25 protein-coding genes are annotated in these 22,860 nt (G+C 69.9%); 5 read left to right on the forward strand and 20 right to left on the reverse strand.

Annotated elements, in window-relative coordinates; translation table 11 throughout:
• Positions 1-34 precede the first annotated feature (34 nt).
• The 10 genes from ACI7YT_RS18775 to ACI7YT_RS18820 all read right to left on the reverse strand — a co-directional run bounded on the left by ACI7YT_RS18775 (position 35) and on the right by ACI7YT_RS18820 (position 11,218).
• Complete coding sequence (locus tag ACI7YT_RS18775; protein WP_406247775.1) at positions 35-652, reverse strand: alkylhydroperoxidase domain protein; 618 nt, start codon at positions 650-652, stop codon at positions 35-37.
• Positions 649-1,236, reverse strand: coding sequence for a CMD domain protein (locus ACI7YT_RS18780; RefSeq protein ID WP_406247777.1), 588 nt, complete (start codon positions 1,234-1,236; stop codon positions 649-651). Before ACI7YT_RS18780 ends, ACI7YT_RS18775 begins: the two co-directional genes overlap by 4 nt.
• Positions 1,233-2,177, reverse strand: coding sequence for an LLM class flavin-dependent oxidoreductase (locus ACI7YT_RS18785; RefSeq protein ID WP_406247779.1), 945 nt, complete (start codon positions 2,175-2,177; stop codon positions 1,233-1,235). The genes ACI7YT_RS18780 and ACI7YT_RS18785 overlap by 4 nt, the downstream gene beginning before the upstream one ends.
• The gene (locus ACI7YT_RS18790) at positions 2,174-3,814 is read right to left on the reverse strand and encodes a dipeptide ABC transporter ATP-binding protein (RefSeq protein WP_406247781.1); all 1,641 of its coding nucleotides are present in this window, start codon (positions 3,812-3,814) and stop codon (positions 2,174-2,176) included. Before ACI7YT_RS18790 ends, ACI7YT_RS18785 begins: the two co-directional genes overlap by 4 nt.
• Positions 3,811-4,743 carry an ABC transporter permease gene (locus ACI7YT_RS18795; protein ID WP_406247783.1) on the reverse strand — a complete coding sequence of 311 codons (933 nt, stop codon included), beginning with the start codon at positions 4,741-4,743 and terminating at the stop codon, positions 3,811-3,813. Before ACI7YT_RS18795 ends, ACI7YT_RS18790 begins: the two co-directional genes overlap by 4 nt.
• The gene (locus ACI7YT_RS18800; protein WP_406247785.1) at positions 4,740-5,687 is read right to left on the reverse strand and encodes an ABC transporter permease; all 948 of its coding nucleotides are present in this window, start codon (positions 5,685-5,687) and stop codon (positions 4,740-4,742) included. The genes ACI7YT_RS18795 and ACI7YT_RS18800 overlap by 4 nt, the downstream gene beginning before the upstream one ends.
• Positions 5,688-5,756: 69 nt before the next feature.
• Entirely contained in the window at positions 5,757-7,412 is a 1,656-nt protein-coding gene (locus ACI7YT_RS18805; protein WP_406247786.1) for a TIGR04028 family ABC transporter substrate-binding protein, read from the reverse strand.
• A 107-nt stretch (positions 7,413-7,519) separates the two neighbouring features.
• A complete protein-coding gene (locus tag ACI7YT_RS18810; RefSeq protein WP_406247787.1) occupies positions 7,520-8,911 on the reverse strand; it encodes an NtaA/DmoA family FMN-dependent monooxygenase in 1,392 nt (463 codons plus the stop codon).
• Positions 8,908-9,771, reverse strand: a complete 864-nt coding sequence (locus ACI7YT_RS18815; protein WP_406247789.1) for a sulfurtransferase — start codon at positions 9,769-9,771, stop codon at positions 8,908-8,910. The genes ACI7YT_RS18810 and ACI7YT_RS18815 overlap by 4 nt, the downstream gene beginning before the upstream one ends.
• Before the next feature lie 118 nt (positions 9,772-9,889).
• Complete coding sequence (locus tag ACI7YT_RS18820; protein ID WP_406247791.1) at positions 9,890-11,218, reverse strand: cell division initiation protein; 1,329 nt, start codon at positions 11,216-11,218, stop codon at positions 9,890-9,892.
• 174 nt (positions 11,219-11,392) lie between these two features.
• Here ACI7YT_RS18820 and ACI7YT_RS18825 point away from each other — a divergent pair, with 174 nt between their 5' ends.
• Positions 11,393-12,307 (forward strand): DMT family transporter, encoded by a 915-nt coding sequence (locus ACI7YT_RS18825; RefSeq protein WP_406247792.1) that lies wholly within the window; start codon positions 11,393-11,395, stop codon positions 12,305-12,307.
• Here the strand turns inward: ACI7YT_RS18825 and ACI7YT_RS18830 are convergent.
• From ACI7YT_RS18830 to ACI7YT_RS18850, 5 genes are read right to left on the reverse strand one after another with little or no spacing between them, the layout of a single operon-like run.
• On the reverse strand, positions 12,276-12,896 hold the full coding sequence (locus ACI7YT_RS18830; RefSeq protein WP_406247794.1) for a response regulator: 621 nt from the start codon (positions 12,894-12,896) through the stop codon (positions 12,276-12,278). The genes ACI7YT_RS18825 and ACI7YT_RS18830 overlap by 32 nt on opposite strands.
• A complete protein-coding gene (locus tag ACI7YT_RS18835) occupies positions 12,893-14,134 on the reverse strand; it encodes a sensor histidine kinase (RefSeq protein ID WP_406247796.1) in 1,242 nt (413 codons plus the stop codon). The genes ACI7YT_RS18830 and ACI7YT_RS18835 overlap by 4 nt, the downstream gene beginning before the upstream one ends.
• Positions 14,135-14,172: 38 nt before the next feature.
• Positions 14,173-14,622: a DUF2871 domain-containing protein gene (locus ACI7YT_RS18840; protein WP_406247797.1), complete on the reverse strand. Its 450-nt coding sequence runs from the start codon at positions 14,620-14,622 to the stop codon at positions 14,173-14,175.
• Between the two features lie 60 nt (positions 14,623-14,682).
• A complete protein-coding gene (locus ACI7YT_RS18845) occupies positions 14,683-15,087 on the reverse strand; it encodes a cupin domain-containing protein (RefSeq protein WP_406247799.1) in 405 nt (134 codons plus the stop codon).
• Positions 15,088-15,111: 24 nt separating this feature from the next.
• On the reverse strand, positions 15,112-16,131 hold the full coding sequence (locus tag ACI7YT_RS18850) for a zinc-dependent alcohol dehydrogenase family protein (RefSeq protein WP_406247801.1): 1,020 nt from the start codon (positions 16,129-16,131) through the stop codon (positions 15,112-15,114).
• Positions 16,132-16,254: 123 nt separating this feature from the next.
• Here ACI7YT_RS18850 and ACI7YT_RS18855 point away from each other — a divergent pair, with 123 nt between their 5' ends.
• The gene (locus ACI7YT_RS18855) at positions 16,255-17,139 is read left to right on the forward strand and encodes a helix-turn-helix domain-containing protein (protein ID WP_406247803.1); all 885 of its coding nucleotides are present in this window, start codon (positions 16,255-16,257) and stop codon (positions 17,137-17,139) included.
• The gene (gene ribA, locus ACI7YT_RS18860) at positions 17,136-17,795 is read left to right on the forward strand and encodes a GTP cyclohydrolase II (RefSeq protein ID WP_406247804.1); all 660 of its coding nucleotides are present in this window, start codon (positions 17,136-17,138) and stop codon (positions 17,793-17,795) included. The genes ACI7YT_RS18855 and ribA overlap by 4 nt, the downstream gene beginning before the upstream one ends.
• Before the next feature lie 95 nt (positions 17,796-17,890).
• Here ribA and ACI7YT_RS18865 read toward each other — a convergent pair whose 3' ends face one another.
• The gene (locus tag ACI7YT_RS18865; RefSeq protein ID WP_406247806.1) at positions 17,891-18,196 is read right to left on the reverse strand and encodes a hypothetical protein; all 306 of its coding nucleotides are present in this window, start codon (positions 18,194-18,196) and stop codon (positions 17,891-17,893) included.
• Between the two features lies 1 nt (position 18,197).
• Positions 18,198-19,070, reverse strand: a complete 873-nt coding sequence (locus ACI7YT_RS18870; RefSeq protein WP_406250627.1) for an aldo/keto reductase — start codon at positions 19,068-19,070, stop codon at positions 18,198-18,200.
• Positions 19,071-19,265: 195 nt separating this feature from the next.
• Here ACI7YT_RS18870 and ACI7YT_RS18875 point away from each other — a divergent pair, with 195 nt between their 5' ends.
• Entirely contained in the window at positions 19,266-20,147 is an 882-nt protein-coding gene (locus tag ACI7YT_RS18875) for a helix-turn-helix transcriptional regulator (protein WP_406247808.1), read from the forward strand.
• Here the strand turns inward: ACI7YT_RS18875 and ACI7YT_RS18880 are convergent.
• Positions 20,137-21,075 (reverse strand): DUF1214 domain-containing protein, encoded by a 939-nt coding sequence (locus ACI7YT_RS18880; RefSeq protein WP_406247809.1) that lies wholly within the window; start codon positions 21,073-21,075, stop codon positions 20,137-20,139. The genes ACI7YT_RS18875 and ACI7YT_RS18880 overlap by 11 nt on opposite strands.
• Before the next feature lie 123 nt (positions 21,076-21,198).
• Between ACI7YT_RS18880 and ACI7YT_RS18885 the strand changes: the two genes are divergently transcribed.
• The gene (locus ACI7YT_RS18885; RefSeq protein WP_406247811.1) at positions 21,199-21,528 is read left to right on the forward strand and encodes a helix-turn-helix domain-containing protein; all 330 of its coding nucleotides are present in this window, start codon (positions 21,199-21,201) and stop codon (positions 21,526-21,528) included.
• Positions 21,529-21,629: 101 nt separating this feature from the next.
• On the opposite strand, the gene ACI7YT_RS18890 is transcribed toward ACI7YT_RS18885, so the two are convergent.
• Positions 21,630-22,220 carry a ClpP family protease gene (locus tag ACI7YT_RS18890; protein WP_406247813.1) on the reverse strand — a complete coding sequence of 197 codons (591 nt, stop codon included), beginning with the start codon at positions 22,218-22,220 and terminating at the stop codon, positions 21,630-21,632.
• Positions 22,217-22,831 carry a ClpP family protease gene (locus ACI7YT_RS18895; RefSeq protein ID WP_406247814.1) on the reverse strand — a complete coding sequence of 205 codons (615 nt, stop codon included), beginning with the start codon at positions 22,829-22,831 and terminating at the stop codon, positions 22,217-22,219. The genes ACI7YT_RS18890 and ACI7YT_RS18895 overlap by 4 nt, the downstream gene beginning before the upstream one ends.
• Positions 22,832-22,860: the final 29 nt, after the last annotated feature.

A 22,860-nucleotide genomic window follows, 5' to 3' on the forward strand; every position in this document is an offset into this window, starting at 1 on the left:
CCCGCTCCCCTCGCTCGTTGAACGAGAAGGGGGCTCAATGATCGGCAGAAGGCGGGGTCGCCCTCCCCAGCGACAGCATCAGACGATTCGCCCAGTTGAAGAACGCCGCCCCGTGGATGACGTCCGAGATCTCGGCATCCGACAGCCCCGCCGCGCGCAGCCGGGCAACGTGCGCGGCGGTGAAGGCGAACGGCGTGGCCGTGATAGCCGCCGCGGCCTCGACGATCGCGTTCCACCGCTCACCCAGGTCAGCGCCGACGCCCTCATCGAGCAGCCGCTGCACATCGGCCTCGCGTTTGCTGTAGTGCGACGCGAACCGGGAATGCACGGACGCGCAGAACACGCAGCCGTTCACGCGCGACGCGGCGGCCGCCGCGAGCTCGCGCTCGGCGCGCGGCAATCCGTCAGCGACGTTGTAGAAGATGTCCTTGTCGGTGCGGGTCCGCGCCGCCAGGATCTCGGGGTCGCGCACGAGCAGGCGGAAGTATTCGCTGTCGGCTCGCGACCGGTCGACGAGGCCGGAGAAGTGCCGCTCGGTCAGTTCGTCGATCGGGAACGGTGCGAGATGCGGCACCCACCCGAGGTGCTCCTGCGTGAACCCCTCCGGGTGCGGCAGGTCGTGCGCGAGAGTCGTCGTGGTCGTGTCGGTCATGCCTGCGCCTCCTCGGCGAGAACGCGGAGGCCGGCGACCACCCGCTGCTGGAAAGCGAGATACGAGACCAACTGCGACAGCGTCACGATGCCGTCGATGCTCCACCCCGCCTCGATGAGGGCATCCAGATCGGATGCCGCTGATTCACGCGGACGGAACACGAGCAGGTGCGCGTGCTCCAGCGCCGCGGCGAGGCGGTCGCCGAGGGATGCACGCGCGGCATCCGCTCGGTAGACGGGACCCGCAGTGTTCTCGGCCTGCAGCCCTGCCTCGGTGTACGCACCGTACGGACCGGATGTCGCCGCGGCCACCGCTTCGACGAGAACGACCTCGGCCCGGCCGGCATCCGCCAGCAGCGCCCGGTCGGCGAAGTGGCCGGCGAGCAGATCATCTCCCGCCAGCCGCGCGGCGAACGCGGCGACGAGCAGCCGCTCGGTGATCGCGAACGCGCTGTCGTCGACGGGCGAGAACAGCGCGTCGTAGCTGGCCTGGATCTGATCCTTGGTCTCCGGGCGGCGGTCCCGCAGAACCGCGAGCGCGGATCCGGGTTGCACCCCCAGAAGCTCGTCGACGATGTCGGTCATGATGTCCTTTCGATGGCGGGGGCGGTCGCATCCCAGCCCAGTGCGGGAGCGACCTCGGTGGCGAACAGTTCGATGGAGCGCAGGATGAGCGCATGCGGCGTGTGCACATCCGGCACCTGGAACGCGATCTCGTCGGCGTGCCGCAGCGTCGCGTCGGCGGAGAGCGACGCGATCACCTGCTCCGGCGTGCCGACGTGCGCATCCGCCTGCTCCGGGTGAGCGGATGCCGCGGCATCCACCGGGGTCTCCGAGACGAACACGTTGCGGGACGCCGTGATGCGCGGTGCCGCCCCGGCGGGGAGAGCAGCCAGATACGCGTCGACGATGGGCTTCTGGATCTCGGCGAGCGATGCCTCCGGCCGGTCGGCCGGCCGTGGCTGCGTGCGCGACAGCAGCAGACCGTGTCCGTGCACGCCCGCCCTGACTCCGCCGGCCGCCGAGAACGTCGCCTGCCACACCCGATCGGCGAGTGATCCGGCCGGCGGATGCAGGCGGTTGCCCGCGGGCAGCTCTTCTCCGGCGAGCGCGGCGACGAGCGCGGCGAGCTTGCGCTCGTAGTCGGCCGTCTTGTTCTCCAGCGCGAGCCCGAACGGTGCGAACGACGTGGGCGTCCCTCCGCTGCCGAGCCCGAGGTCCACACGTCCTCCCGCGAGCAGATCCGCGACAACGGCATCCTCGGCGACCCGCACCGGGTCCTCGAGCGTGAGCGTCACCACCCCGGTTCCCAGGCGGATCTCACTCGTGTGCGCCGCGGCGTGCGCGATGAAGACGAACGGCGACGGCAGCCCGCCCTCGGCCGCACGGAAGTGGTGCTGCGCGATCCACGCCCGCCCGACCCCGAAGCGCTCGGAATGCTGGATCTGCTCCAGCGCGAGCCGGAACCTCTCGGTCGGGGAGGCGTCGTCCAGGAGCCGGGTGAAGAAGGCCGTCCGAAGGGTCATGCGTGCGCTCCTGTCCATGCGGCGCCGGGGATCGCTTCGATCAGGCGCGCGGTGTACTCGTCCTGCGGGGCGTCGAAGACGGATGCCGTGGCACCGGCCTCCGCGACGCGACCACGATGCATCACCGACACGGTGTCGGAGATGTGGCGCACGACCGCGAGGTCGTGCGAGATGAAGAGGTACGTGACGCCGAGCTCGGCCTGCAGCTGCTGCAGCAGGCCGAGGATCTGGGCCTGCACCGTGACGTCCAGGGCGGAGACGGCTTCGTCGAGCACCACCACCCGCGGATTCGCGATCAGCGCCCTGGCGATCGCGACGCGCTGGCGCTGCCCGCCCGACAGTTCGCCGGGCTTGCGCCCGAGGACCGTGCGGGCGAGCGCGACCCGGTCGAGGATCTCCTCGACGCGCGAACGCGAGGCGGCCGCGGACGCGGCCTCGAAGTTCCGCAGCGGCTCGGCGATGATCGCGCCGATGGACTGCTGGGGATCGAGTGAGCTGAACGGGTTCTGGTAGACCAGCTGGACGTCACGGCGGAAAGCGTGGCGCTCGGGCCGGGCGAGCGCGGTCGCCTCGCGGCCGGCCACGATCGCCGATCCGCTCGTCGCCGGGACGAACCCCATCACGATGCGCGCCACGGTCGTCTTGCCCGATCCCGATTCGCCGACGATCGCATGCGTCGTGCCCGCCGGCACATCGAACGAGACGCCGTCGGCCGCGCGGAGCGGGTCGAGGCGTCTCCCGCGCGAGTACTCCTTGACGAGATCGGTCACGCAGATCTCGGGCGCGGGACGCTCGCCCGCAGCATCCGGGATCTCCAGGCGTTCGCGGACGACGGGCAGCTCGCCGAGCGTCAGCGACGGGGCGTCCCGCAGCAGCTGCCGGGTGTATGCGTGTGTCGGATTGCCCAGGACCTCGGCGATCGGCCCCGCCTCGCGCACGCGGCCGTTCTTGAGCACCGCGACCGCGTCAGATCGGTCGACGGCGACGGCCAGGTCGTGCGTGACCATGAGCACCGCGGTCCCCCGCTCGCGGCGGAGATCGTCGATGAGGTCGAGGATCGTCTTCTGCACCGTGACATCGAGGGCGCTGGTCGCCTCGTCGGCGATGAGGAGCTCGGGTTCGAGTGCGATCGCGCTGGCGATGAGCACGCGCTGCTTCATACCGCCGGACAGCTGATGGGGATACTGCCTGGCCCGGATGTCCGGTTCGGGGATGCCGACGCGGTCGAGCAGGTCCAGAACCAGCTCGCGCCTGGCCGTCTTGTCCTTCCAGCGGTGCACCCGCAGCACTTCCGCCACGCTGTCGCCGATCCGCTTCACCGGGTTGAGCGAGTTGTTCGGATCCTGCGGGATCCATCCGATCCGCGTACCCCGGACTGCGGCGAACCGCTTGTCGGTCCAGCCGGTGACGTCGAGATCGCCGAGCAGCACCCGCCCTCCCGTGATGCGCCCGTTGCCGGCGAGCAGTCCGGTGGCGGCCTGGGCCGTGGTGGTCTTGCCCGATCCGGACTCCCCGACGACGGCCAGCACCCGCCCCGGCTGCAGCGTCAGGTCGACACCTCGGACGGCCGGATACGCGACACCGCCCACCTCGTACGAGACCTCGAGGTCGTGAACGGTCAGGATGGCGTCGCTCATGCGCGGCGTCCTCTCTCTGCGGCGACCGCGCTCAGGCGGTTGGCGGCGAGGACCACGACGACCACGACGAGGCCGGGGAGGCTCGTCAGCCACCACGCGGTCGCGATGTAATTTCGCCCCTCGGCGATCATGAGTCCCCATTCCGGAGTGGGCGGCGGGGCGCCGTACCCGAGGAAGCCGAGCGCGGAGATCGCCAGGATCGCGCCACCGAAGTTCAGCGCAGCGAGCGCCAGCACCGGGGTGAGGGAGTTCGGCAGCACATGCCGGAACAGCACGGGCCAGAATCGTCCGCCGCTGCCGTAGGCGGCCTCGACATAGTCGCTCCCGCGCACCCGGAGGACCTCCGACCGCGCCAGCCGGGCGAAGCTCGCGATGCTGCCGACGCCGACGGCGATCGAGATCTGCGCCGTGCCGAAGCCGAGGATGATGATGATGCTCAGCGACAGGAGCAGGCCGGGGATCGAGAGCAGCACGTCGACCACGCGCATGATGATGTCGTCGACGACACCGCCGACGGTTCCGGCGACCACGCCGAGCAGCGTGCCGAGGGCGAGCCCGACCGTGACCGCGATGAGCGCACCGGACAACGAGTTCACGGCTCCGTACACGACGCGGGCGTGCATGTCCCGCCCCGTGGCGTCGGTGCCGAACAGATGCTCGAGGCTCGGTGCCCGGAGTGCGGCCGCCGCGTCGCCCGCGATCGGATCGTAGGCCGTGAACCAGCTCGGGACGAGCGCCCACAGCACGGCGATCGCGACGACGAGCCAGCTCAGCACGACAGTCGGCCGGACCCTGCGCAGCCGCACCGCCCAGGAGACGCGGGCTGGCTGCTGCGGGTCGCCCGGGTCCAGCAGTGCGTCGTCGAGCTCGAGTCCGTCGAGCAGCTCCTCCGCCTGCTCCCGCTGCTCGTCGATCGAAACGCGGCTCATGCGGATGCTCCTGCCTTGAGGCGGCTCGCGAGCCGCGGATCGAACACGGGGTAGAGCAGGTCGACGATGAGGTTCACCAGGACGAACGAGCACGTCGCCAGCACCACGATCGCCAGCAGCACGGGGGTGTCCTGACCTGCGACGGACTGCTCGGTGAGCCGGCCGATGCCCGGACGGGCGAACACCGTCTCGGTCAGGACGGCGCCGCCGATGAGGTCGCCGAGGATGAGTCCGGCGATCGTCAGCGACGGCAGCAGCGCGTTCTTGGCGACGTTGCGCCCGAGAATCCACGTCGGCGATGCCCCTTTGGCGCGCACGACGGCGACGAACGGCTGCGCCGACACCTCGTCGATGCTGCGGATGAGCATCTGCGCGAGCGGTGCCGAGAGCGGCACCGCCAGGGTGATGATCGGGAGGATCAGGCCCTCGACCGGTCCGGGGTTGATCACGGACACCCAGCCGAGCTGGAAGCTCACGATCTGCACGAGCATGATGCCGAACCAGAACGTCGGCACCGCGACGATCAGCGCAGGCACGGACCGGACGAACTCGCGCAGCCACGCGAGCCGCGGGATGCTGGCGAGGAACGCGATCGCGATGGCCAGCAGGACGGCGAGTACCAGGGCGATGAGCCCCAGCACCAGCGTGTACGGCAGTGCTTCGACGAGAAGCTGCTTGACCGGTGTCCCGGTCTGCAGCGAGTAGCCGAAGTCGCCACCCAGGAATCCGAGGAGCGTGTGGATGTACTGCAGCCAGAGCGGGCTGTCGATGCCGAAGCGCTCCCGCACCTCGGCGATCTGCTCCGGCGAGAGGCCGAGCTCGGGGTTCTCGTACTTGATCATGATCGCGTCGCCCGGCAGCGCCTGCAGGAGCAGGAACGCCGCGGTGAACGCGACGAGCAGCACGACGAGCGCCTGCGAGATGCGCTGCAGGATGTATCGCATGATGGCCTTTCGTCCGGAGCGGGTGTCCGGCGTCGGGCGCTCTCGTGAGAGCGCCCGACGCCGGCGGGATCACTTGTCCAGCCACACCTCGTAGAAGCTGGGGCGGGCCACCGATTCGAAGCTCACGTCGCGGACGTGGTCGGCGGCGCCGTACACCTGCGGCTCCTCGAACAGCGGGATGACGTAGGCCTGCTCGGCGACGTAGACCTGGACGGCCGCGCTGTTCTCCAGGCGCTTCGCCGGGTCAGGCTCCGAGGCGACGGCGCGCAGCAGCTCTTCGAGCTTGTCGTCGCCGATCGTGGAGTCCTCGTAGTTCAGGTTCAGCAGGGAGTTGCGGTTGGCCGAGTAGAACTGGCTCTTGATCACGTCGAGGTCGGCACGCGCGACCATCGAGTTGCTCACAGGCACCTGCTCGGCATCCCTGATCGCCTCGGCGAAGGTTCCGGCATCCGCTCGCAGGATCTGGAAGTCGACACCGATCTTCTTCAGCTGCTGGCTGATCTGGGTGAGGGCCTCGAACGACCGCGGCTGCGCGGCCGCCTCGCTCACGACGATGGCGAGCGGCTCGCCGTCCTTCTCGCGGATGCCGTCGGCACCGAGTGTCCAGCCGGCCTCGTCGAGCAGCGACTCGGCGCGGTCGGGATCGAACGCGTAGTACTCGTCGGTGTTCACGTAGCCGAGCGCGCCCTGGCTGAGGATCGACGTCGCCACCGGGTAGTTGTCGGTGTAGATGACCTCGTTCAGCTCCTCGCGGTCGATGCCCGCGATGAGCGCCTGGCGCACCCGGATGTCGGAGAGGATCCCGCTGCGGAACCGCAGGCTCAGGTGGTTGTCGACGCCGTTGGTCTGCGGGGCGTAGATCGTGAACCCGGCCGATTCGACCTGTTCCTCGTCCTGCGCCTCGACGTATCGGATGTAGTCCGCCTGGCCGGAGGTGAGCGCTCCGACGCGGACGCTGTCCTCGGGGGTCACCGTGATCTGGATCTCGTCCAGGTAGGCGCGCCCCTGATGCGCGCGATCGGGAGCCGCCCAGTCGTAGTCCTCACGGGCCGTCAGCGTGAGGCTGGTGCCGATCGTCTCGTCCGTGATCGTGAACGGGCCGGAGCCGATGACGTTCGTCGAGTTGCCCGGCGCGAACTCCTCGAGGGTGAAGTCGAGGGTGTCGGCCGACACGAGCCCGGAGTTGTTCGTCGAGGTCGCCTGGAGGAACCCGGGGGCCGGAGCCGAGAAGTGGAACGTCACGGTGTCGTCGTCGACGACCTCGCTGCGGTCGTAGTTGTTGATCGCCTCCGAGACCGTGAGCCCGCGCTCGGGGTCGCCGAGACCGTAGAGGTCGAAGTTCTTCGCGACGACCTCGGCATCCAGCGGGGAGCCGTCCGAGAACGTCACGCCGTCGCGCAGGTTGAACGTGTACACGGTCGCGTCGGCGTTGACCTCCCAGTCCGTGGCGATCCACGGCTTGAGCTCCAGCGTCTCCGGGTCCTGCCACACGAGCCGGTCGAACACATTGTTCGCGAGCCCGCCGTTCGGGTAGAAGCCGGCGGACGGCGGGTAGAGCGTCGTGTGCGCCTGATGCTCGAGGTACACGAGCGTCCCGCCGGTGACCGGCTCGCCGGTCGAGGCGTCGGAGGAGGTCGGGTTGGTGCTGCCGGTGCACGCGGTGAGCGCGAGCAGCGCCGTCGCCGCGACGCTCGCGACGGCGATTCTGAGGATGCTGCGGGACATGGGTGCTCCTGGTTCTGGGAGGTGTGTGCGCTCACGCTATGAGCGGCTTCCCCGGTCGCGTCGGGCGCGGGGTCACACACCGACACCCCTCGAAACGGGGCGTAATGTCAGGCCGGCTGCGGCGTGCGCGCCGACACAGGATCGCCGAGTCCGAGGCGCTCGCGCAGCGTGGTCGCCTCGTCCGGCGCGTCCGCGAGGAGTCCTCGCCGGCGCAGTTCGGGGACGACGAGCTCGGCGAACGCGCGGAACTGCCCCGGCTGGTACGCGGACAGGATGTTGAAGCCGTCGACGGACTCGGAGTCGTACCACTGCGCCAGATGTTCGGCGACCTCGGCGCCCGTGCCGACGACAAAGGCCGCGGGGACGGCCCACAGCGCGAGCACGGGGCGCCAGGTCAGCGCGTGCGCGCCCCCGATCGTGCGCCCGGTGAGCCGCTGCACGCGCTGCACGTGCTGCACCGCAGCATCCGGCAGAGCGGCCGCCTGCTCCGGCGGGACGATGTCGTCGACGTGGGTGGTCGGGTCGAGATCCAGAGCGAACGCGGCGGCGAGCGAGGCGAGCGACCGGTTCTCCGGGAACGCGTCCGGCGCCTCCCCGCCGTCGTCGAGGGGCACGAGCGCGAGCAGGACGTCGACGATCGCCTGGGCCTGCTCGGTCGTCTCGGCGACCACGGGCAGGACGGGCGCGATGACGCGGATGTCGTCCGCGTCGCGCCCTGCGGCGACGGCTGCCGCGCGGAGTTCGACACGGGCGGCAGCCGCGAGCTCGGCCGTCGGCGCTCCGATGAGGGCGAGATCCGCGTGGCGGGCCGCCAGAGCGCGCGAGCGCTCCGAGGTCCCCGCGTGCACGATCGGCAGCCGTCCCTGCGGCGGGCGTGCGGTGTTGAGGGGTCCGGCGACGCGCACGTGCTCGCCGTCATGATCCGCGGCGCGGAGCCCGGCGGGGTCGATGAGACGCCCGCCGGTCTTGTCCGCGATCCAGGCGTCCGGGGCCCACGACTCCCACAGCCGTCGTACGGCGGTGACGAACTCCTCGGCGCGGTCGTACCGGGTGGCGTTGTCGGCGTGGAGATCGCGACCGTGGTTGCCCGCGGCGCGCGGCTCGGCGCCGGTGACGAGATTGACCCCGACGCGGCCGTGGCTCAGCACGTCGGCCGATGCGCTCGAGCGCGCGAAAGTGTAGGCGTCCGCATACGTGGTGTTGACGGTCGCGATCAGTCCGATCCGGGACGTGACGCCGGCGAGATAGGTCACCGCACTCACCGGGTCGATGCGCGCGAGCAGGTACGGGTTCGCGAACTCGAGGTCGGGGCCCGTGGCCAGCCAGTCTCCGAAGAAGAGGTAGTCGAGACCGGCATCCTCTCCGATGCGGGCGATCTCGCGCAGGATCTCGGCATCCCGGGTCGGATCGTCGTGCGCGTCCGGATGCCGCCACCCGGACGGATACGCACCGATCGTGCGGACCATGGCGCCGAGGATCAGCGGCCTGCGAGCGCTCACGCGTGCACCGCCTCGACGACGTCGCCGTGCGGGCGTGCTCCGGTCGCGATCGGCCGACCCGGCGTACGGGACCACTGGCTCCAGGAGCCGGGGAACACCGCGGCGTCGATGCCGATCTCACTGAGCACGAGCGCGACGTGGGTCGCCGCGATGCCGGATCCGCAGTATGCCGCGACAGGGACGCCCTCGGTCACGCCCGCGTCGGCGAAGAGACGGCGGAGCTCGCCGCGATCGCGCAGCGCTCCGTCCGCCGCGAAGAGTTCGCCGGTGGGCACGTTCACCGCACCCGGGATGTGGCCCGCGGCCGGGTCGAGCGGTTCGGCCTCGCCGCGGTAGCGTTCCGGCGCCCGGACGTCGATGAGGATTCCGGATGCCGGGAGCGCCGCCGCTTCGTCGATCGAGAGGGCGTCGGCACCGATCTCGGGGAGATCGATGCCACCGCGAGACGGCGTCACCGGGCCGGACTCGAGCACGTGCCCTGCCGCGGTCCAGGCGCGCAGCCCGCCGTCGAGGACGTGCACGTCGACGCCGGCCTGGCGCAGCAGCCACCAGGCCCGCGCCGCGGCGATGCCCCGCACGTCGACGTACGCGACGACGACGTCTCCGGCGCTCACGCCCCAGCGCCGGGCGGCGGCCTGCAGATCTGCCGTCGCGGGGAGAGGATGCCGTCCCCGCGACGGATCCCCTTGGGCGGCCAGTTCGCCGTCGAGGTCCACGTAGACCGCTCCGGGGATGTGCCCGGCGAGATGGTCGGCTCGGCCGTCGGGGCGGTCGAGACGCCAGCGTACGTCGAGCAGCCGCAGGCGCGGCTCGGTGGCGATCAGTTCGGACAGCTCGGCGACGCTCAGCACATGACTCATGCGGCGAGGCTAGCCAGCGCCTCCGCCCGGGTCGGGTCTGTTACCCCGCGTTGCCTTCGGATACGAACGGAGACGGCCGGCGTTGCCGCTCGACCCGATCGACCCGATCGACTCTCGCTCAGCGGGCGTCGGAGTCCTCGGCCGGCTCGAGTTCCTCGGCGACGTCGACCGCCTCGACGATCTCGTCCTCGTCCGGCTCGTCCGCCACGGCATCCGCATCCGTCGGTTCCGCGGTCAGCACGCCATCAGGGCGGATGAGCTCGCGCACCTCGGCCATGAAGCTGTTCAACTGCTGCTGCTGCCAGCGCAGCTGACGCGTGCGGTCCTCGGCATCGCGCAGCACCTCGGTGGTGTGCCCGATCACGGTCTCCACGATCTTCTGCGCCTTGACCCGTGCACGGTCGAGCGTCTCGCGTGCTCGCACCTGAGCATCCGATTCGATCGTCTGCGCCTGCGAACGCATCAGGCGCTCGTAGTCGTCGGCCTTCGCGGAGATGCGCTGCGCGTGCTCGAGCGACGACTGGACCTGCTCGTTGGCGTCGCTCGTGATGCGCTCGGCGTGCGCCACGGCCTGGTTGTGCAGCGTCAGGAACTCCTGCTGCGCGTCATTCTGGCGACGCGTCAGGCTCTCTTCGAACTCGAGAACGCGGGTGTTCATCTCGCGGACCTCGCGCTCGGCATCCGCGCGCTGCTGCTGCGTCTCGCGCGTGACCATCGACCGCAGCGCGGCCGACCCCTTCTCGGCCTCGGCGCGAACAGCCGCCGCCTCCTGCTCGGCCTGCGTCACCTTCTCGGACGCGTGTGCGCCCTCGCGGGCGATGCGCGCCTCGTGCGCGGTGTACTCGGTGTCGATGCGCAAGCGCACCTGGTCGGCCTCGGACTGCGCCTCGGCGGTGATGCGGGCGACATCCGCCGCGAGCTCGGCGCGCTTGGATTCGGCCTCCTCACGCGCGGCCTCGAGCAGGCGCTCGGCCTGCGTGGCGGCGTTCTGGATGAGGACGGTCGCCTGCTCCTCCGCGACACGCAGCACGGCCTCGAACTGAAGGCGCGAGCCCTCGTCGTCGCCATCCTTCTTGGGCGCGTCCACGAGCTCGCTGGTCAACGTGGCGACCTGCTGCTCGAGCTCGGCGGCCTGCGCCTGCGCTGCGGCAGCGGCGGCCTCCAGTTCGGCGATGCGCTCCTCGTGCTGGGCCCGCGCGGCCTCGGCCTCGGCCCGTACGGCGTCGGCCTCTCCGCTGGCGCCGTTGCGGACGAGCGCGACGTCGGTCTCGGCACGCTGCAGCTGTGCGCGCAGCGCGGCGAACGCGGCATCCACCTCACCCTTGTCGTACCCGCGGAAGGCCTGCGTGAAGGAGGCCTGCTCCCGTGGAGCGCTGCCGCCGCCCTGCACCAGCTGGTCGAAGAAGTCGGGCTCTCGTTCGTCGCGGTTGTCGGCGTTTTCGCTCATGAGGAGCCTTTCTGACGGTCCCGCCCGGACAGCATCGACGAATGACGCAGAAGGCGAAGAGAGGAGGAGGATGGCGCGAAGCTCGCGCAACATCCTAATCCGTCCCGATGTATCGGTGGGGAGGGAGAATTCGGGCGACGTAGACTCGATGCGGCACAGCGAGAAAGGCCTGCGATGCCCTCTCGTCTGCGCTGGATGGGCCTTCGCCCCCAGGAACTCGCCCTCATCGCGATCACCGCCGTCTGGGGCTGCACTTTCCTCGTCGTGCACTGGGCGATGGAGCACTCGGGCCCGTGGTTCTTCGTCGGGATCCGCTTCCTCGTCGCCGGTCTCATCAGCACGGTGATCTTCCGGCGCGTGCTGCGCGGCATCCGCTGGCCGGACATCGCGGCCGGTGCCGCCATCGGACTGATGATCCACCTCGGCTACGGTCTGCAGACCTTCGGGCTGCAGACGATCGACTCCTCGACGTCGGCGTTCATCACCGCGATGTACGTCCCGCTGGTGCCGCTGCTGCAGTGGGCGGTGTTCCGCAAACGCCCGCACACCATGGCGTTCGTCGGAGCGGGGCTCGCGTTCGTCGGGCTCCTGCTGATCGCCGGACCGGATGCTCTCACCCTCACGCTCGGCCAGGGGGAAGTGGCGACCCTGCTCAGCACACTGCCCATCGCCGGCGAGATCATCCTCATCAGCGTCTTCGCCGGGAAGTTCGACCTGGGTCGCATCACGATCATCCAGCTGCTGGTCGCCGGTCTCCTGTCCCTGCTGACGATGCCCGTGGTCGGCGAGGGCGTTCCGGCGTTCTCCTGGGTGTGGGTCGTGGCCGCGATCGGGCTGGGAGCCGCCAGCTGCCTCATCCAGCTCACGATGAACTGGGCGCAGAAGTCGGTGTCGCCGACACGCGCCACCGTGATCTACGCGGGCGAGCCGGTGTGGGCGGCTGTCGTCGGACGCATCGCCGGCGAGCGCCTGCCCGCGACGGCGCTCATCGGCGGAGCGCTCGTGGTGCTCGGCATCCTCGCGAGCGAACTGCGGATCGTACGACGCCGCGACCGGGTCAGATCAGACCCTCCTCCTGAGCGCGGCTGACGGCCTTCGCCCTGCTCTCCACCTGCAGCTTGCCGAAGAGGTTGACCAGATGCGTCTTCACGGTGGCTTCCGTGACGAACAGTGCGCGTGCGATCTCGCGGTTCGAGGCTCCGGCACCGAGCAGACCGAGAACCTCGTGCTCGCGTTCGGTCAACCGCACCTGCGGCCTGCGCCTCCCCGCGGCGACACGCTCGGCGAGCTCAGGGGCGAGTACCAGCTGTCCGGCGGCGGCCTGCGCGAGCGCCCTCATGATCGTCTCCGGCGACACGTCCTTGAGCAGGTATCCGGCCGCACCGGCTTCGATCGCTCGGAGGATGTCGGCATCCCGGTCGTAGGTGGTGAGGATGATGACCGCCGGCGCCGGGTCGAGCGCGCGCAGCGCCGCGGTCGTCGCCACACCATCCATGCCCTCTCCCAGGCGCAGGTCGCAGAGCACCACGTCCGGACGCAGCATCCGCGCCGCGGCGACCGCCTGCTCCCCCGTGCCGGCCTCGCCGGCGATATCGACGTCGTCCTGGTGCGCGAACAGCGCGCGCAGTCCGGTGCGCACGATCGGATGATCGTCGACGAGCAGCACGGAGATCGTCACGCGAACCCTCCCGTCGGCGCATGAGCGGACAACGCGGCGCCCTCGCCCTGTGCGCTCTCCACGTCGAGTCCCCCACCGAGTTCACGCAGCCGCTCCCGCATGGCGTGGAGACCGTAACCGCTGCCGTCCGCACCGCGACGCGCCGTGTCCCAGAGTGCGGCGTCGAAGCCGCGGCCGTCGTCCACGATGTCCAGCCGAACGGTGTCGCCGGCCTGCGCGAGGCTCAGCGTCACGCGCCGCGCCCCCGAGTGCATCCGCACGTTGGCCAATGCCGATTGCGCCGTGCGCAGCAGAGCGACCTCGACCGGCATCGGCAGTTGCCCCAGGTCCGGATCGACGCGCAGTTCCGCGTCGATGCCGGTCTCGGCGGCGAGGTGGTCGACCATACGTCGCAGCGCACCGGCGAGCGCCGTCTCGTCCAGCTCGGCGGGCGCGAGCGCGTCGATGATCCGACGGACGTCCGTGAGCGAGTCGTGCGCGATCCGACCGATCTGCTGCAGGGCGCGATCGGCGGACGGATCGACCGTCTCATCGCACGCGGCGCGCGACAGCATCCCGATCGACGACAGCCCCTGCGCGACCGTGTCGTGGATGTCGCGTGACAGCCGCGTGCGCTCCGCGATCACGCCGGCCTCGCGCTGCGTGCGGGCGAGCTCCTCCTGCAACTCGGCCATCTCATCCTGCGCGCGCAGCAGCGAGTCGACGAGACGTTGCCGATCGCGCATGTCGGCGGCCAGCTCGACATAGCCGCGCGCGAGCCCGAAGGCGAACAGTCCACCGATGAGGGGCCCGATGACATTCGCGTAGGTCGTCGCGCCGTGGTGCATGAGGGGTGCGGCGATGGCGAGGATCAGCACGGTTGCGCCGAAGACCGCGGCCCAGGCCAGGGGCAGGAGATAGCCGGCCAGCAGCCAGAGCGGGAAGGCGACCCAGACGTACTCCGCCGAGACCATCAGCCCCACCGCCCACAGGATGCCGAGTCCGACGAGCCACAGCGCCCCCTGCCGCGCGTCGCGATACCGCGCGGCGGTCGCCAGGCCGATGGCGTACCAGCCGAGGAACAGCACCGATGCGGCCACCGCGGACGGCACCGGCGCCCCGTCAGCGACGGCCCTGATCGTCGCGATCACGACGAGCAGTCCGGTGAGGACGACCTGCCCCGCCCGCATCGACCGCAGCACGCCGGCGAGGGTGCGCAGGGACATGCCGGTGCGGTCGGTGTCGGTCGGGGCGGCCATGGACCGATTCTCCTCGGTCATGCGCAGATCCGCGCGGATCAGACGGGTGCAGGCGCGGAGACGGATGCCGCGGCATCCGTCCTGGAGACGAGCGCCTTGCGCAGGGCGAGGAAGAGCAGGATCATCCCGGCTGTCAGCAGCATGTGCCCGAGGCCCGCGATGCCGGCGATCATCTTCGACGACTCGGCGCCGAGGACGGTGAGCGCGCCGTGCACGACGAGCATCCCGCTGGTCACGATGACGCCCGCGTTGTAGATCCAGAAGAACCACGCGAACAGGCGGCTGCGCGACAGGGCGAACTGCTTCTCGAGGATGAGCACGATCAGCAGCACGATGAAGCCGAGCGTCAGCAGATGGGTGTGCGCGAGGCCGAGCTGGGTGAACTGCCCTTCGGGGAAGCCGTTGAGCTTGGTGAACTCGCGGTAGAACAGGCCGGAGGCGACGCCGGCGAGCATGTAGGCGAAGGCGGCGTAGAAGAGTCGGGTCATGTGTCCAGCCTCGCCGCGGGTGCCCGCCGGCGGTTCCATCGAAGGATGGAGATCCGGCCCTCAAGGACGCCCGGAGTAGTCCTCGTCGGTGACGTGCTCGAGCCAGGTCGTCGTCTCAGCGGGGTCGTCGGCCGACTCCAGCAGCGCGAGGTGCTCCATGAAGCAGTCCTCGGTGGCACCGTGCCAGTGCTCCTCCCCCGGCGGGGTGTAGATCGTCTGGCCCGGGTGCGCCTCGACCACGTTGCCGTCGCGGGTTCCGACGCGGGCGATTCCCTCGGTCACCCGCAGGTACTGTCCGCGGGCGTGCGAGTGCCAGGCGGTGCGTGCGCCGGGGGCGAAGCGCACGAGTCCGCCGGACATCCTCTGGTCGGCGTCGTGCGGGACGAAGATCGGGTCGAACCAGACATCGCCGGTGAACTGCTCCGGCGGGTTCTTGATCGTGGGCCGGGAATCTTCGATGTGCATCGATTGCTCCTTTCAGGCTGGGACTCAGACGGTCAGCAGCACCTTGGTGGCGCGACGCTCGTCCATGGCCTTGTAGCCCTCGGCGGCATCCTCCAGGGGCAGCGTCAGGTCGAACACGTCGCCCGGGGCGATCTTCCGGTCCCAGATGAGCTGGATCAGCTCGGGCAGGAAGCGACGCACGGGCGCCGGACCACCGTGCAGATGCACACCGGAGAAGAAGAGCTCCTCACCCGGTAGCGACACGTCGTGCGAGACGCCGACGTACCCGACGTGCCCGCCGGCGCGGGTCGAGCGAATCGCCTGCATCATCGACTCCTGCGTGCCGACCGCTTCGATGACCGAGTGCGCGCCGAGCCCGTTCGTGAGCTCCTTGATCCTCGCGACTCCGGCATCCCCTCGTTCCTCGACGATGTCCGTCGCACCGAACTCGCGCGCCAGCGCCTGCCGGTCGGCGTGCCGGCTCATCGCGATGATGCGCTCGGCTCCCAGCTGCTTCGCCGCCAGGACGCCCAGCAGGCCGACCGCTCCGTCGCCGACGACGGCGACGGTCTTTCCCGGGCCCGCTTCGGCCGCGACGGCGGCGAACCAGCCGGTGCCCAGGACATCGGATGCCGCGAGCAGCGCCGGGATCAGGTCCGCGTCCGGCTGGCCGGGCGTCGCGACCAGGGTGCCGTCGGCGTGGGGGACGAGCGCGTACTCGGCCTGCGTGCCGAACACGCCCATCGGCACGACGTGCACGCAGCGGGACTGGTAGCCGGCCTGGCAGATCTCGCACGTGTTGTCGGAGGCCATGAACGAGCCGACGACGAAGTCGCCGACCTTCAGGTTCTTCACGTCCGCGCCGATCTCTTCGACGACGCCGACGTATTCGTGCCCCATCGGTGTCGCGTCGACGCTGTCCGCGCCGCGGTACGGCCAGAGGTCCGAACCGCAGATGCAGGTCGCGGCGATCTTGATCACGGCGTCGGTGGGCCGGGTGATGGTCGGCTTCTCCCGCTCTTCGACCCGGACGTCGCCGGGTCCGTGCATGATGACTCCACGCATGTTCTTGCTCCATCTGTTGGGATGCGACCAGTCAATCGCTCCGTCCGCGCGCGTGGAAGGTTCTGTCAAGGGGTGTATCAACAGGGCGCCCCTCGGCGTTCGCGCTCGGCCTACGATCACTGCATGGACAATCGAGCCGAGGTCCGCGAATTCCTCACGTCGCGGCGCGCCAAAGTGACGCCCGACCAGGCGGGGATCCTCGGCGGCGCCAACCGCCGTGTGCCGGGGCTCCGCCGAACCGAGGTCGCGATGCTCGCCGGCGTCAGCGTCGAGTACTACGCCAAGCTCGAGCGCGGGACGATCGCCGGAGCATCCTCGTCGGTGCTCGACGCCCTCTCCCGCGCGCTGCTCCTGGACGACACCGAGCGTGCGCACCTGTTCGATCTGGCGCGCGCCGCCGACGGCATCCCGACCTCCGGCCGAGCACGCCGCCGTGCGGCATCCAGCGCTGCTCCGCGGATCAGCCTGCAATGGGCTCTGGACGCTCTGACCGGCGCCGTCGCGTTCGTCCGAGATCAGCATCAGGACCTCATCGCCACGAACACTCTGGGTCGGGCGTTCTTCTCGCCGCTGATCGGCGAGGGCGGGCGCACGCCGAACCTCGCGCGCTTCCAGTTCCTCGACCCGGCCTCGAAGGACTTCTACCCCGACTGGGACCTGTTCGCCGAGATGTGCGTCGCGATCATGCGGGCCGAGGCAGGGCGGGACCCGCACGACAAGCAGCTGCAGGATCTCGTCGGCGAGCTGTCGACGCAGAGCGACGTGTTCCGTCGGCTCTGGGCCGCCCATGACGTGCGCCAGCACGGGTCGGGCACCAAGCGCTACCGGCATCCGATCGTCGGTGACGTCACCCTCGCCTACGAGGAACTCGCGATCACCGCCGAGCCGGGGCAGGTACTGATGGTCTACACGGCCGAGCCTGGTTCGCCGTCGGCGGAGCGACTCGGGCTGCTCGCGAGCTGGGCGGCGGGGAATACGCGCTCGGGAGACGCGTTGCACACCGCATGACAGCATCCTCGACGGTTCTCGCCGCGGCATCCGAGCGCACGCACGTCCGCGTGCCGATGCGCTTCTCCGACGGGTACGCGACGACCGCGGACGTGTTCACCTTCGACGGCCTCGCCGACGGACGCGAGCATCTGCTGCTCGGCCTCGGCGACTGGCAGGGAGCGCTGGAGCGCGCGGCGTCCGGAGGGCCGGCTCCGCTCGTGCGTCCGCACAGCGAATGCCTGACCGGCGACGTCTTCGGATCCGAACGCTGCGACTGCGGTCCGCAGTTGCGCGAGGCCGTCGAGCGGATCGCCGATGAGGGCGGTTTCCTGCTCTACCTCCGGCAGGAGGGACGCGGCATCGGCCTCTACGCCAAGCTCGACGCGTACGCGCTGCAGGATGCCGGTCTCGACACGTACGAGGCGAACGTCGCTCTCGGTCACGGCGAGGACGAGCGGGACTACACCGTCGCGGCGCAGATGCTGACCGCCGTCGGGGGCAGTGCGATCCGGCTGCTGAGCAACAACCCGGACAAGGCTGTGCAGCTGGAGGCGCTCGGCATCGCGGTGGAGGAGCGCGTGCCCACCGCCGTGCACCTGTCGGCGGCGAACGCCGGGTATCTGCGCGCCAAGCGGGACCACACCGCGCACACGCTCGACCTCTCGGCCGCGTAGGTCGCCGCAGGCGGCACTCGATCCGGAGGAGAACGCACGATCCGGAGGAGCGGATGCCGCAAAAGCATCCTCCCGATCGTGCGAAGTCCTCCCGTTCACGCGTAGGCGGCGCGCCGCACAGCAATCGCGCGTTTCGTCTCGGATGGCAGCGACCCGTACCATCCGGTCGCCTCGTACGTGCCGTCGGCGTAGTCCGCAGCGGACGCCGTCGGAGCAGGGTCCGGGCTCACGAAGGTCTCCTCGGGCTCAGTGTCCTCCGCAGGCGTCGCGCCGGCGCATCCGACCAGCCCGGCGAGAGCGAGCGCAGCCGCCAACGGGCCGCCGAGCCGCTTCGCATCGCGCACATCGCTCGATCCGCGGTCGGGCGACGACGACGTGCGCGATTCGAAAGCGGTGGGCATGTCAGGCCTCGGGGATCTCGCGTCCGAACGTCTCGAGTGTGACGGCCTCGGGCTCGGGGCCCCGGCGTACCTCGGTGTCCAGCGCATCGATCGACGCCAGCTCGTCGGCGGAGAGCTCGAAATCGAAGACGTCGAAGTTCTCCTGGATGCGCGCGGGGCGCACCGACTTCGGCAGCGCTGACCGGCCCTGCTGCAGGTGCCAACGCAGCATCACCTGCGCCGGGGACTTGCCGTGCGCCGCGCCGATCGCCTTCAGCGTCTTGTCGTCGAACGCGGATGCGCCGTTCGGGCGATACGCCGTGATGCCGCCGATCGGCGACCAGGCCTGAGTCACGGTGCCGGCCGCGGCGTCCGCCTGCTGCACCGCACGCTGCTGGAAGTAGGGGTGCACCTCGATCTGGTTGACCGCCGGGACGATGCTCGTCTCCTCGGACAGGCGTGCGAGGTGGTCGAGCATGAAGTTGCTCACGCCGATGGCGCGGACACGACCGTCGGCTAGCAGGGCCTCCAGCGCCTTGTAGGCGCCGACAGTGAGGTCGAAGCCCGTGGGCAGCGCCTGGTGCAGGATCAGCAGGTCGATCCGGTCGACGCCGAGCTTTCCGGTGGACTTCTCGAACGCGTGCAGCGTCTCGTCGTAGCCGTAGTCGCTGATCCAGACCTTCGTCTCGATGAAGACGTCGTCGCGAGCGATGCCGACGCGGCGGATCGCTTCGCCGACCTCGCGCTCATTGCCGTACGCGGCGGCGGTGTCGATGAGTCGGTAACCGGTCTCGAGGGCCGCGCTGACCGCGTCGACCGTCTCCTCCGGAGCCGACTGGAAGACGCCGAAGCCAAGGGCGGGCATCTGGATGCCGTTGTTGAGGGTGATGTTCATGATCATGCCTCCAGCGTGGGTGTGGTTGCGAATTCGAGGGAGGGGCTGTCGGTACCTGTCACGCGCGCGGCAGGAGCTTCCGGGTCGTGGTCATGCGTCCGTTCCAGTCGCGTGCCCGGCGGGGCGGCAGTGACGGCTCTCCCCGGTACTGCTGGTACCTCCCTTCGCGCGACACCACGGCGTACCGTCGTTCTCATGGACACCCGAACCGAAGTGCGCGAGTTCCTCTCGACCCGGCGCGCTCGCCTCACCCCGAGCCAGGCCGGCCTGCCCGCGTTCGGGGGCAATCGCCGTGTTCCGGGGCTCCGCCGCGAAGAGGTCTCGCTGCTCGCCGGTGTCAGCGTCGATTACTACACGCGGCTCGAGCGCGGCGACCTGTCCGGCGTCTCCGACAGCGTGCTCGACTCACTCGCCCGCGCGCTGCAGTTGGATGAGGCCGAGACCGCGCATCTGTTCGATCTCGCCCGTACGGCGAACGCCTCACCGGTGGCGCGCAAGCCGCGCAAGAAGGCGGAGGGACTGCGCCCCAGCATCCTGCGCCTGTTGGACGCCATGACCGAAGCACCTGCGCTGGTGCGCAACAACTACTTCGACTACCTCGCGGGCAACGCACTCGGCAGGGCCCTGTACGCCCCATTGTTCGCCGAGCCCGCCCCCAACAGCGCCCGATTCGCGTTCCTGAACCCGGCCGCGCAGGACTTCTACCCGGAGTGGGAGCGCAACACGCAGGAGCTCGTCGCCGCGATGCGCGGCGAGGCCGGGCGCAACCCGTACGACAGGAAGCTCACGGATCTCGTCGGCGAGCTGTCGACGCGCAGCGACCGGTTCCGCACGTTGTGGGCAGCGCACAACGTGCGCTTCCACCGCACCGGCGTGAAGAGGCTCAACCATCCCGTGTTCGGTGAGCTCGAACTCACCTATGAGGCTTTCGAGCTGCCCGCCGACGCCGGCCTGCACCTGTCGACCTACACGGCGGAGCCCGGATCCGCGTCGGCCGACAAGCTGAAGCTGCTCGCCAGTTGGGCGGCATCGGATGCCGCGGTTCCGGATCCGTCCCGAACCCGGACTACGCGCTGATCGTCGGGAACGTCCAGGCGCCGTCGGTGATCTCGGGACGCGGGCGATACAGCCGCACGAGATAGTTCCATCCGTCGGTGATCGGAATCGCGTTGGGCGTCTCGGGCGGATAGTCGCCGAAACGCACGGTCGTCGACCCGTCGGCGTTCTTCTCCGCCGTGATGTTGTTGACCGTGTACGCATCGCGATCGTTCGGTTCGAAGTAGCCCTGGGCGTTGTAGACCGAGATCGACCAGAAGCCGTCGACCGGCACGTCTCCGACGGTGAGCTCGTACTGCCCGACCGGCAACCGCGGATCCACGCCGATGTACGACGCCTCGCTGGTCGGCAGGCCGCCCCACCCCGCGGCCGTGCCGATGAGATGGCGGACCGGTTCGACTTCGTCCCTCGCACCGAACATGCGGTCGAAGCCGGTCAGATTCCTGGCGAGAGAGAGCAGCGCGTCCCTCGTCTCGTCAAAGGACTCAGTGTCGTAGTCGGGGTACGCGAACCGCTCCGCCGAGCGGCTCGCCAGCCGGATGCCGTCCTGCAGCGTCGCCACCGTCCGCACGTCGTCCGCATCGGCGGGGTCGACGAGGATCCGCACAGCCACGACGACATAGTCGCTGCCGAACTCGTCGGCGCGGAGCTCGTGGTCGCCTGCGTCGTGGAAGACCGCCTGTACGAAGTGATCCTCGTTGACGATCATCGCCGAGAGATAGCGCTCCCCGGCATCCGGGAGCGTCAGCGTGGCCCCGTTCGAGACGTCGACGACGGCGAAGCTGTAGAGAGTGTCGCGGTTCAGCCGGATCACCGTCTGCCGGTCGATCGCCGCCGGTTCGCGGTTGTGCAGGAAGACGTTGACGCCCCCTGCGCTCTCCTGCAGGTCGTGGAACATCCGATCTGTCTCGGCACGGACGAAGTTGTCAGCGTTCACATGAGTGGTCACGGGGCTGATCCTCCCACAGCCTCGCCTCGAGGGGGTCGCGAATCGTGCCGCTGGAGCCGCAGTGGCGTTCTGCTCTGAGCAGAACGCCTCGATCATGAGGCCCGGGGCGACTTATCGTGAGGCATGGTCGACATCGTCCCGTTCCCGCGTCCCCTGAACCGCGACCCGGAGCCGCTCTGGCGCCAGCTTCTCGGTGATCAGCTCCGTCGCCGTCGCCATGACCGCGAGGAGACCCTCACCGAGACCGCCGACAAGGCCGGCGTCTCACCGCAGTACCTCTCCGAGGTCGAACGAGGGCTCAAGGAGCCGTCCAGCGAGATGATCGCCGCGATCGCAGGGGCGCTCGACACGAGTCTCATCGAGCTGACGAGTTCGATCGCGGATGAGCTGCGGTCGGCACCGGCATCCGTCTCGGCGTCCGCTGGGCGCGGTGTCTTCGCCCTCGCCGCCTGACACGGCACCGCTTTCGGGGGCCGGCACGCCAGATGTCGGACGGCCTCGGGCAAAACGTCCGACAGGTGGCGTGTCGGCCCCCGGTGTGCGCGCCTTCGGGTTCAGCCGCGCGCACCCAGCACGGTGTCGATGAGTCCGTACTCCTGGGCCGCGGATGCCGTGAACACCCGATCCCGGTCGGTATCGGCCCGCAGCGACTCGACCGAACGGCCGGTGTGGTGCGCGAGCACGGCCTCGAGGTCCGAACGCACTCGGACCACCTCGTCCGCGGCGAGGATGAGATCGGGGATCGCGCCGCGCGACTGACCCGCCGGCTGGTGCAGCACGATGCGCGCGTGCGTCAACGCCGCACGCTGCCCTTCGGCTCCGGCCGCCACGAGCAGGGCCGCCGGTCCGATCGCCTGGCCGACGACCGTAGTCGCGATGGACGGGCGGATGTGCTGCATCGTGTCGTAGATCGCCAGCGCGGCGCCCGGATCCCCGCCCTCGCTGTTCACGTAGAACTGGATGGCGGCGTCGGGGGCGTCGGCGTCGAGATGCAGGAGCTGCGCGATCAGGGCGTTCGCGACCCCGGCGTCGATGCCGGTGCCGAGGTAGATCACCCGCTCGGCGAGCAGATGGGAGTAGACGTCCATGATGCGCTCCCCGCGGGGATGCTGCGCGATGACGTTCGGGATCGTGTAGCTACTCATGACTGTCCTCCCAGTCCGACTCGTGCGCGTCGGCGCGGGAACACGTCGGCAGTCGAGGTGATGATCTCGTCGATGAATCCGTAGGCGAGTGCCTCGGATGCCGTGTACCACCGGTCGTGCAGCGAGTCCTCGAAGATGCGCTCCGGCGACTGGCCGGTGTCCTCGGCGATCAGGCCGAGCACCGTGTCGCGCATCTGGCGGAGGTCGTCGGCCTGCACCTCGATCTCGACGGCGGACCCGCCGATACCCGCCGAACCCTGGTGCATGAGCACCCGCGCGTGCGGGAGTGCTCGGCGCTTGCCCTTCGCCCCGCCGGAGAGCAGGAACTGCCCTGCGCTGGCCGCCATCCCGAGGACGAGCGTCGACACCTCGTTCGGGATGAGGTGCATGAGGTCGCGGATCGCGAGCATCGCTGGCACGGAGCCGCCGGGCGAATGAATCCACAGCGCGATGTCCGCGACCGGGTCCTCGGTCGAGAGGGTCAGCAGCTGCGTCATCAGCAGCGTGCCGTTGTCGTCGTCGAGGCCGCCGTCGAGCACGAGCACGCGCTCGTGGAACAACGCGCGCCTGGCCTCGGGGCCGAACTGCGGGATGGGGTTCTCTTCGCTCATGGATCCAGCGTGCGCCCCGGCATTCGGCT

This window comes from Microbacterium sp. M, assembly GCF_045181065.1.
Classification (GTDB): Bacteria; Actinomycetota; Actinomycetes; order Actinomycetales; family Microbacteriaceae; genus Microbacterium.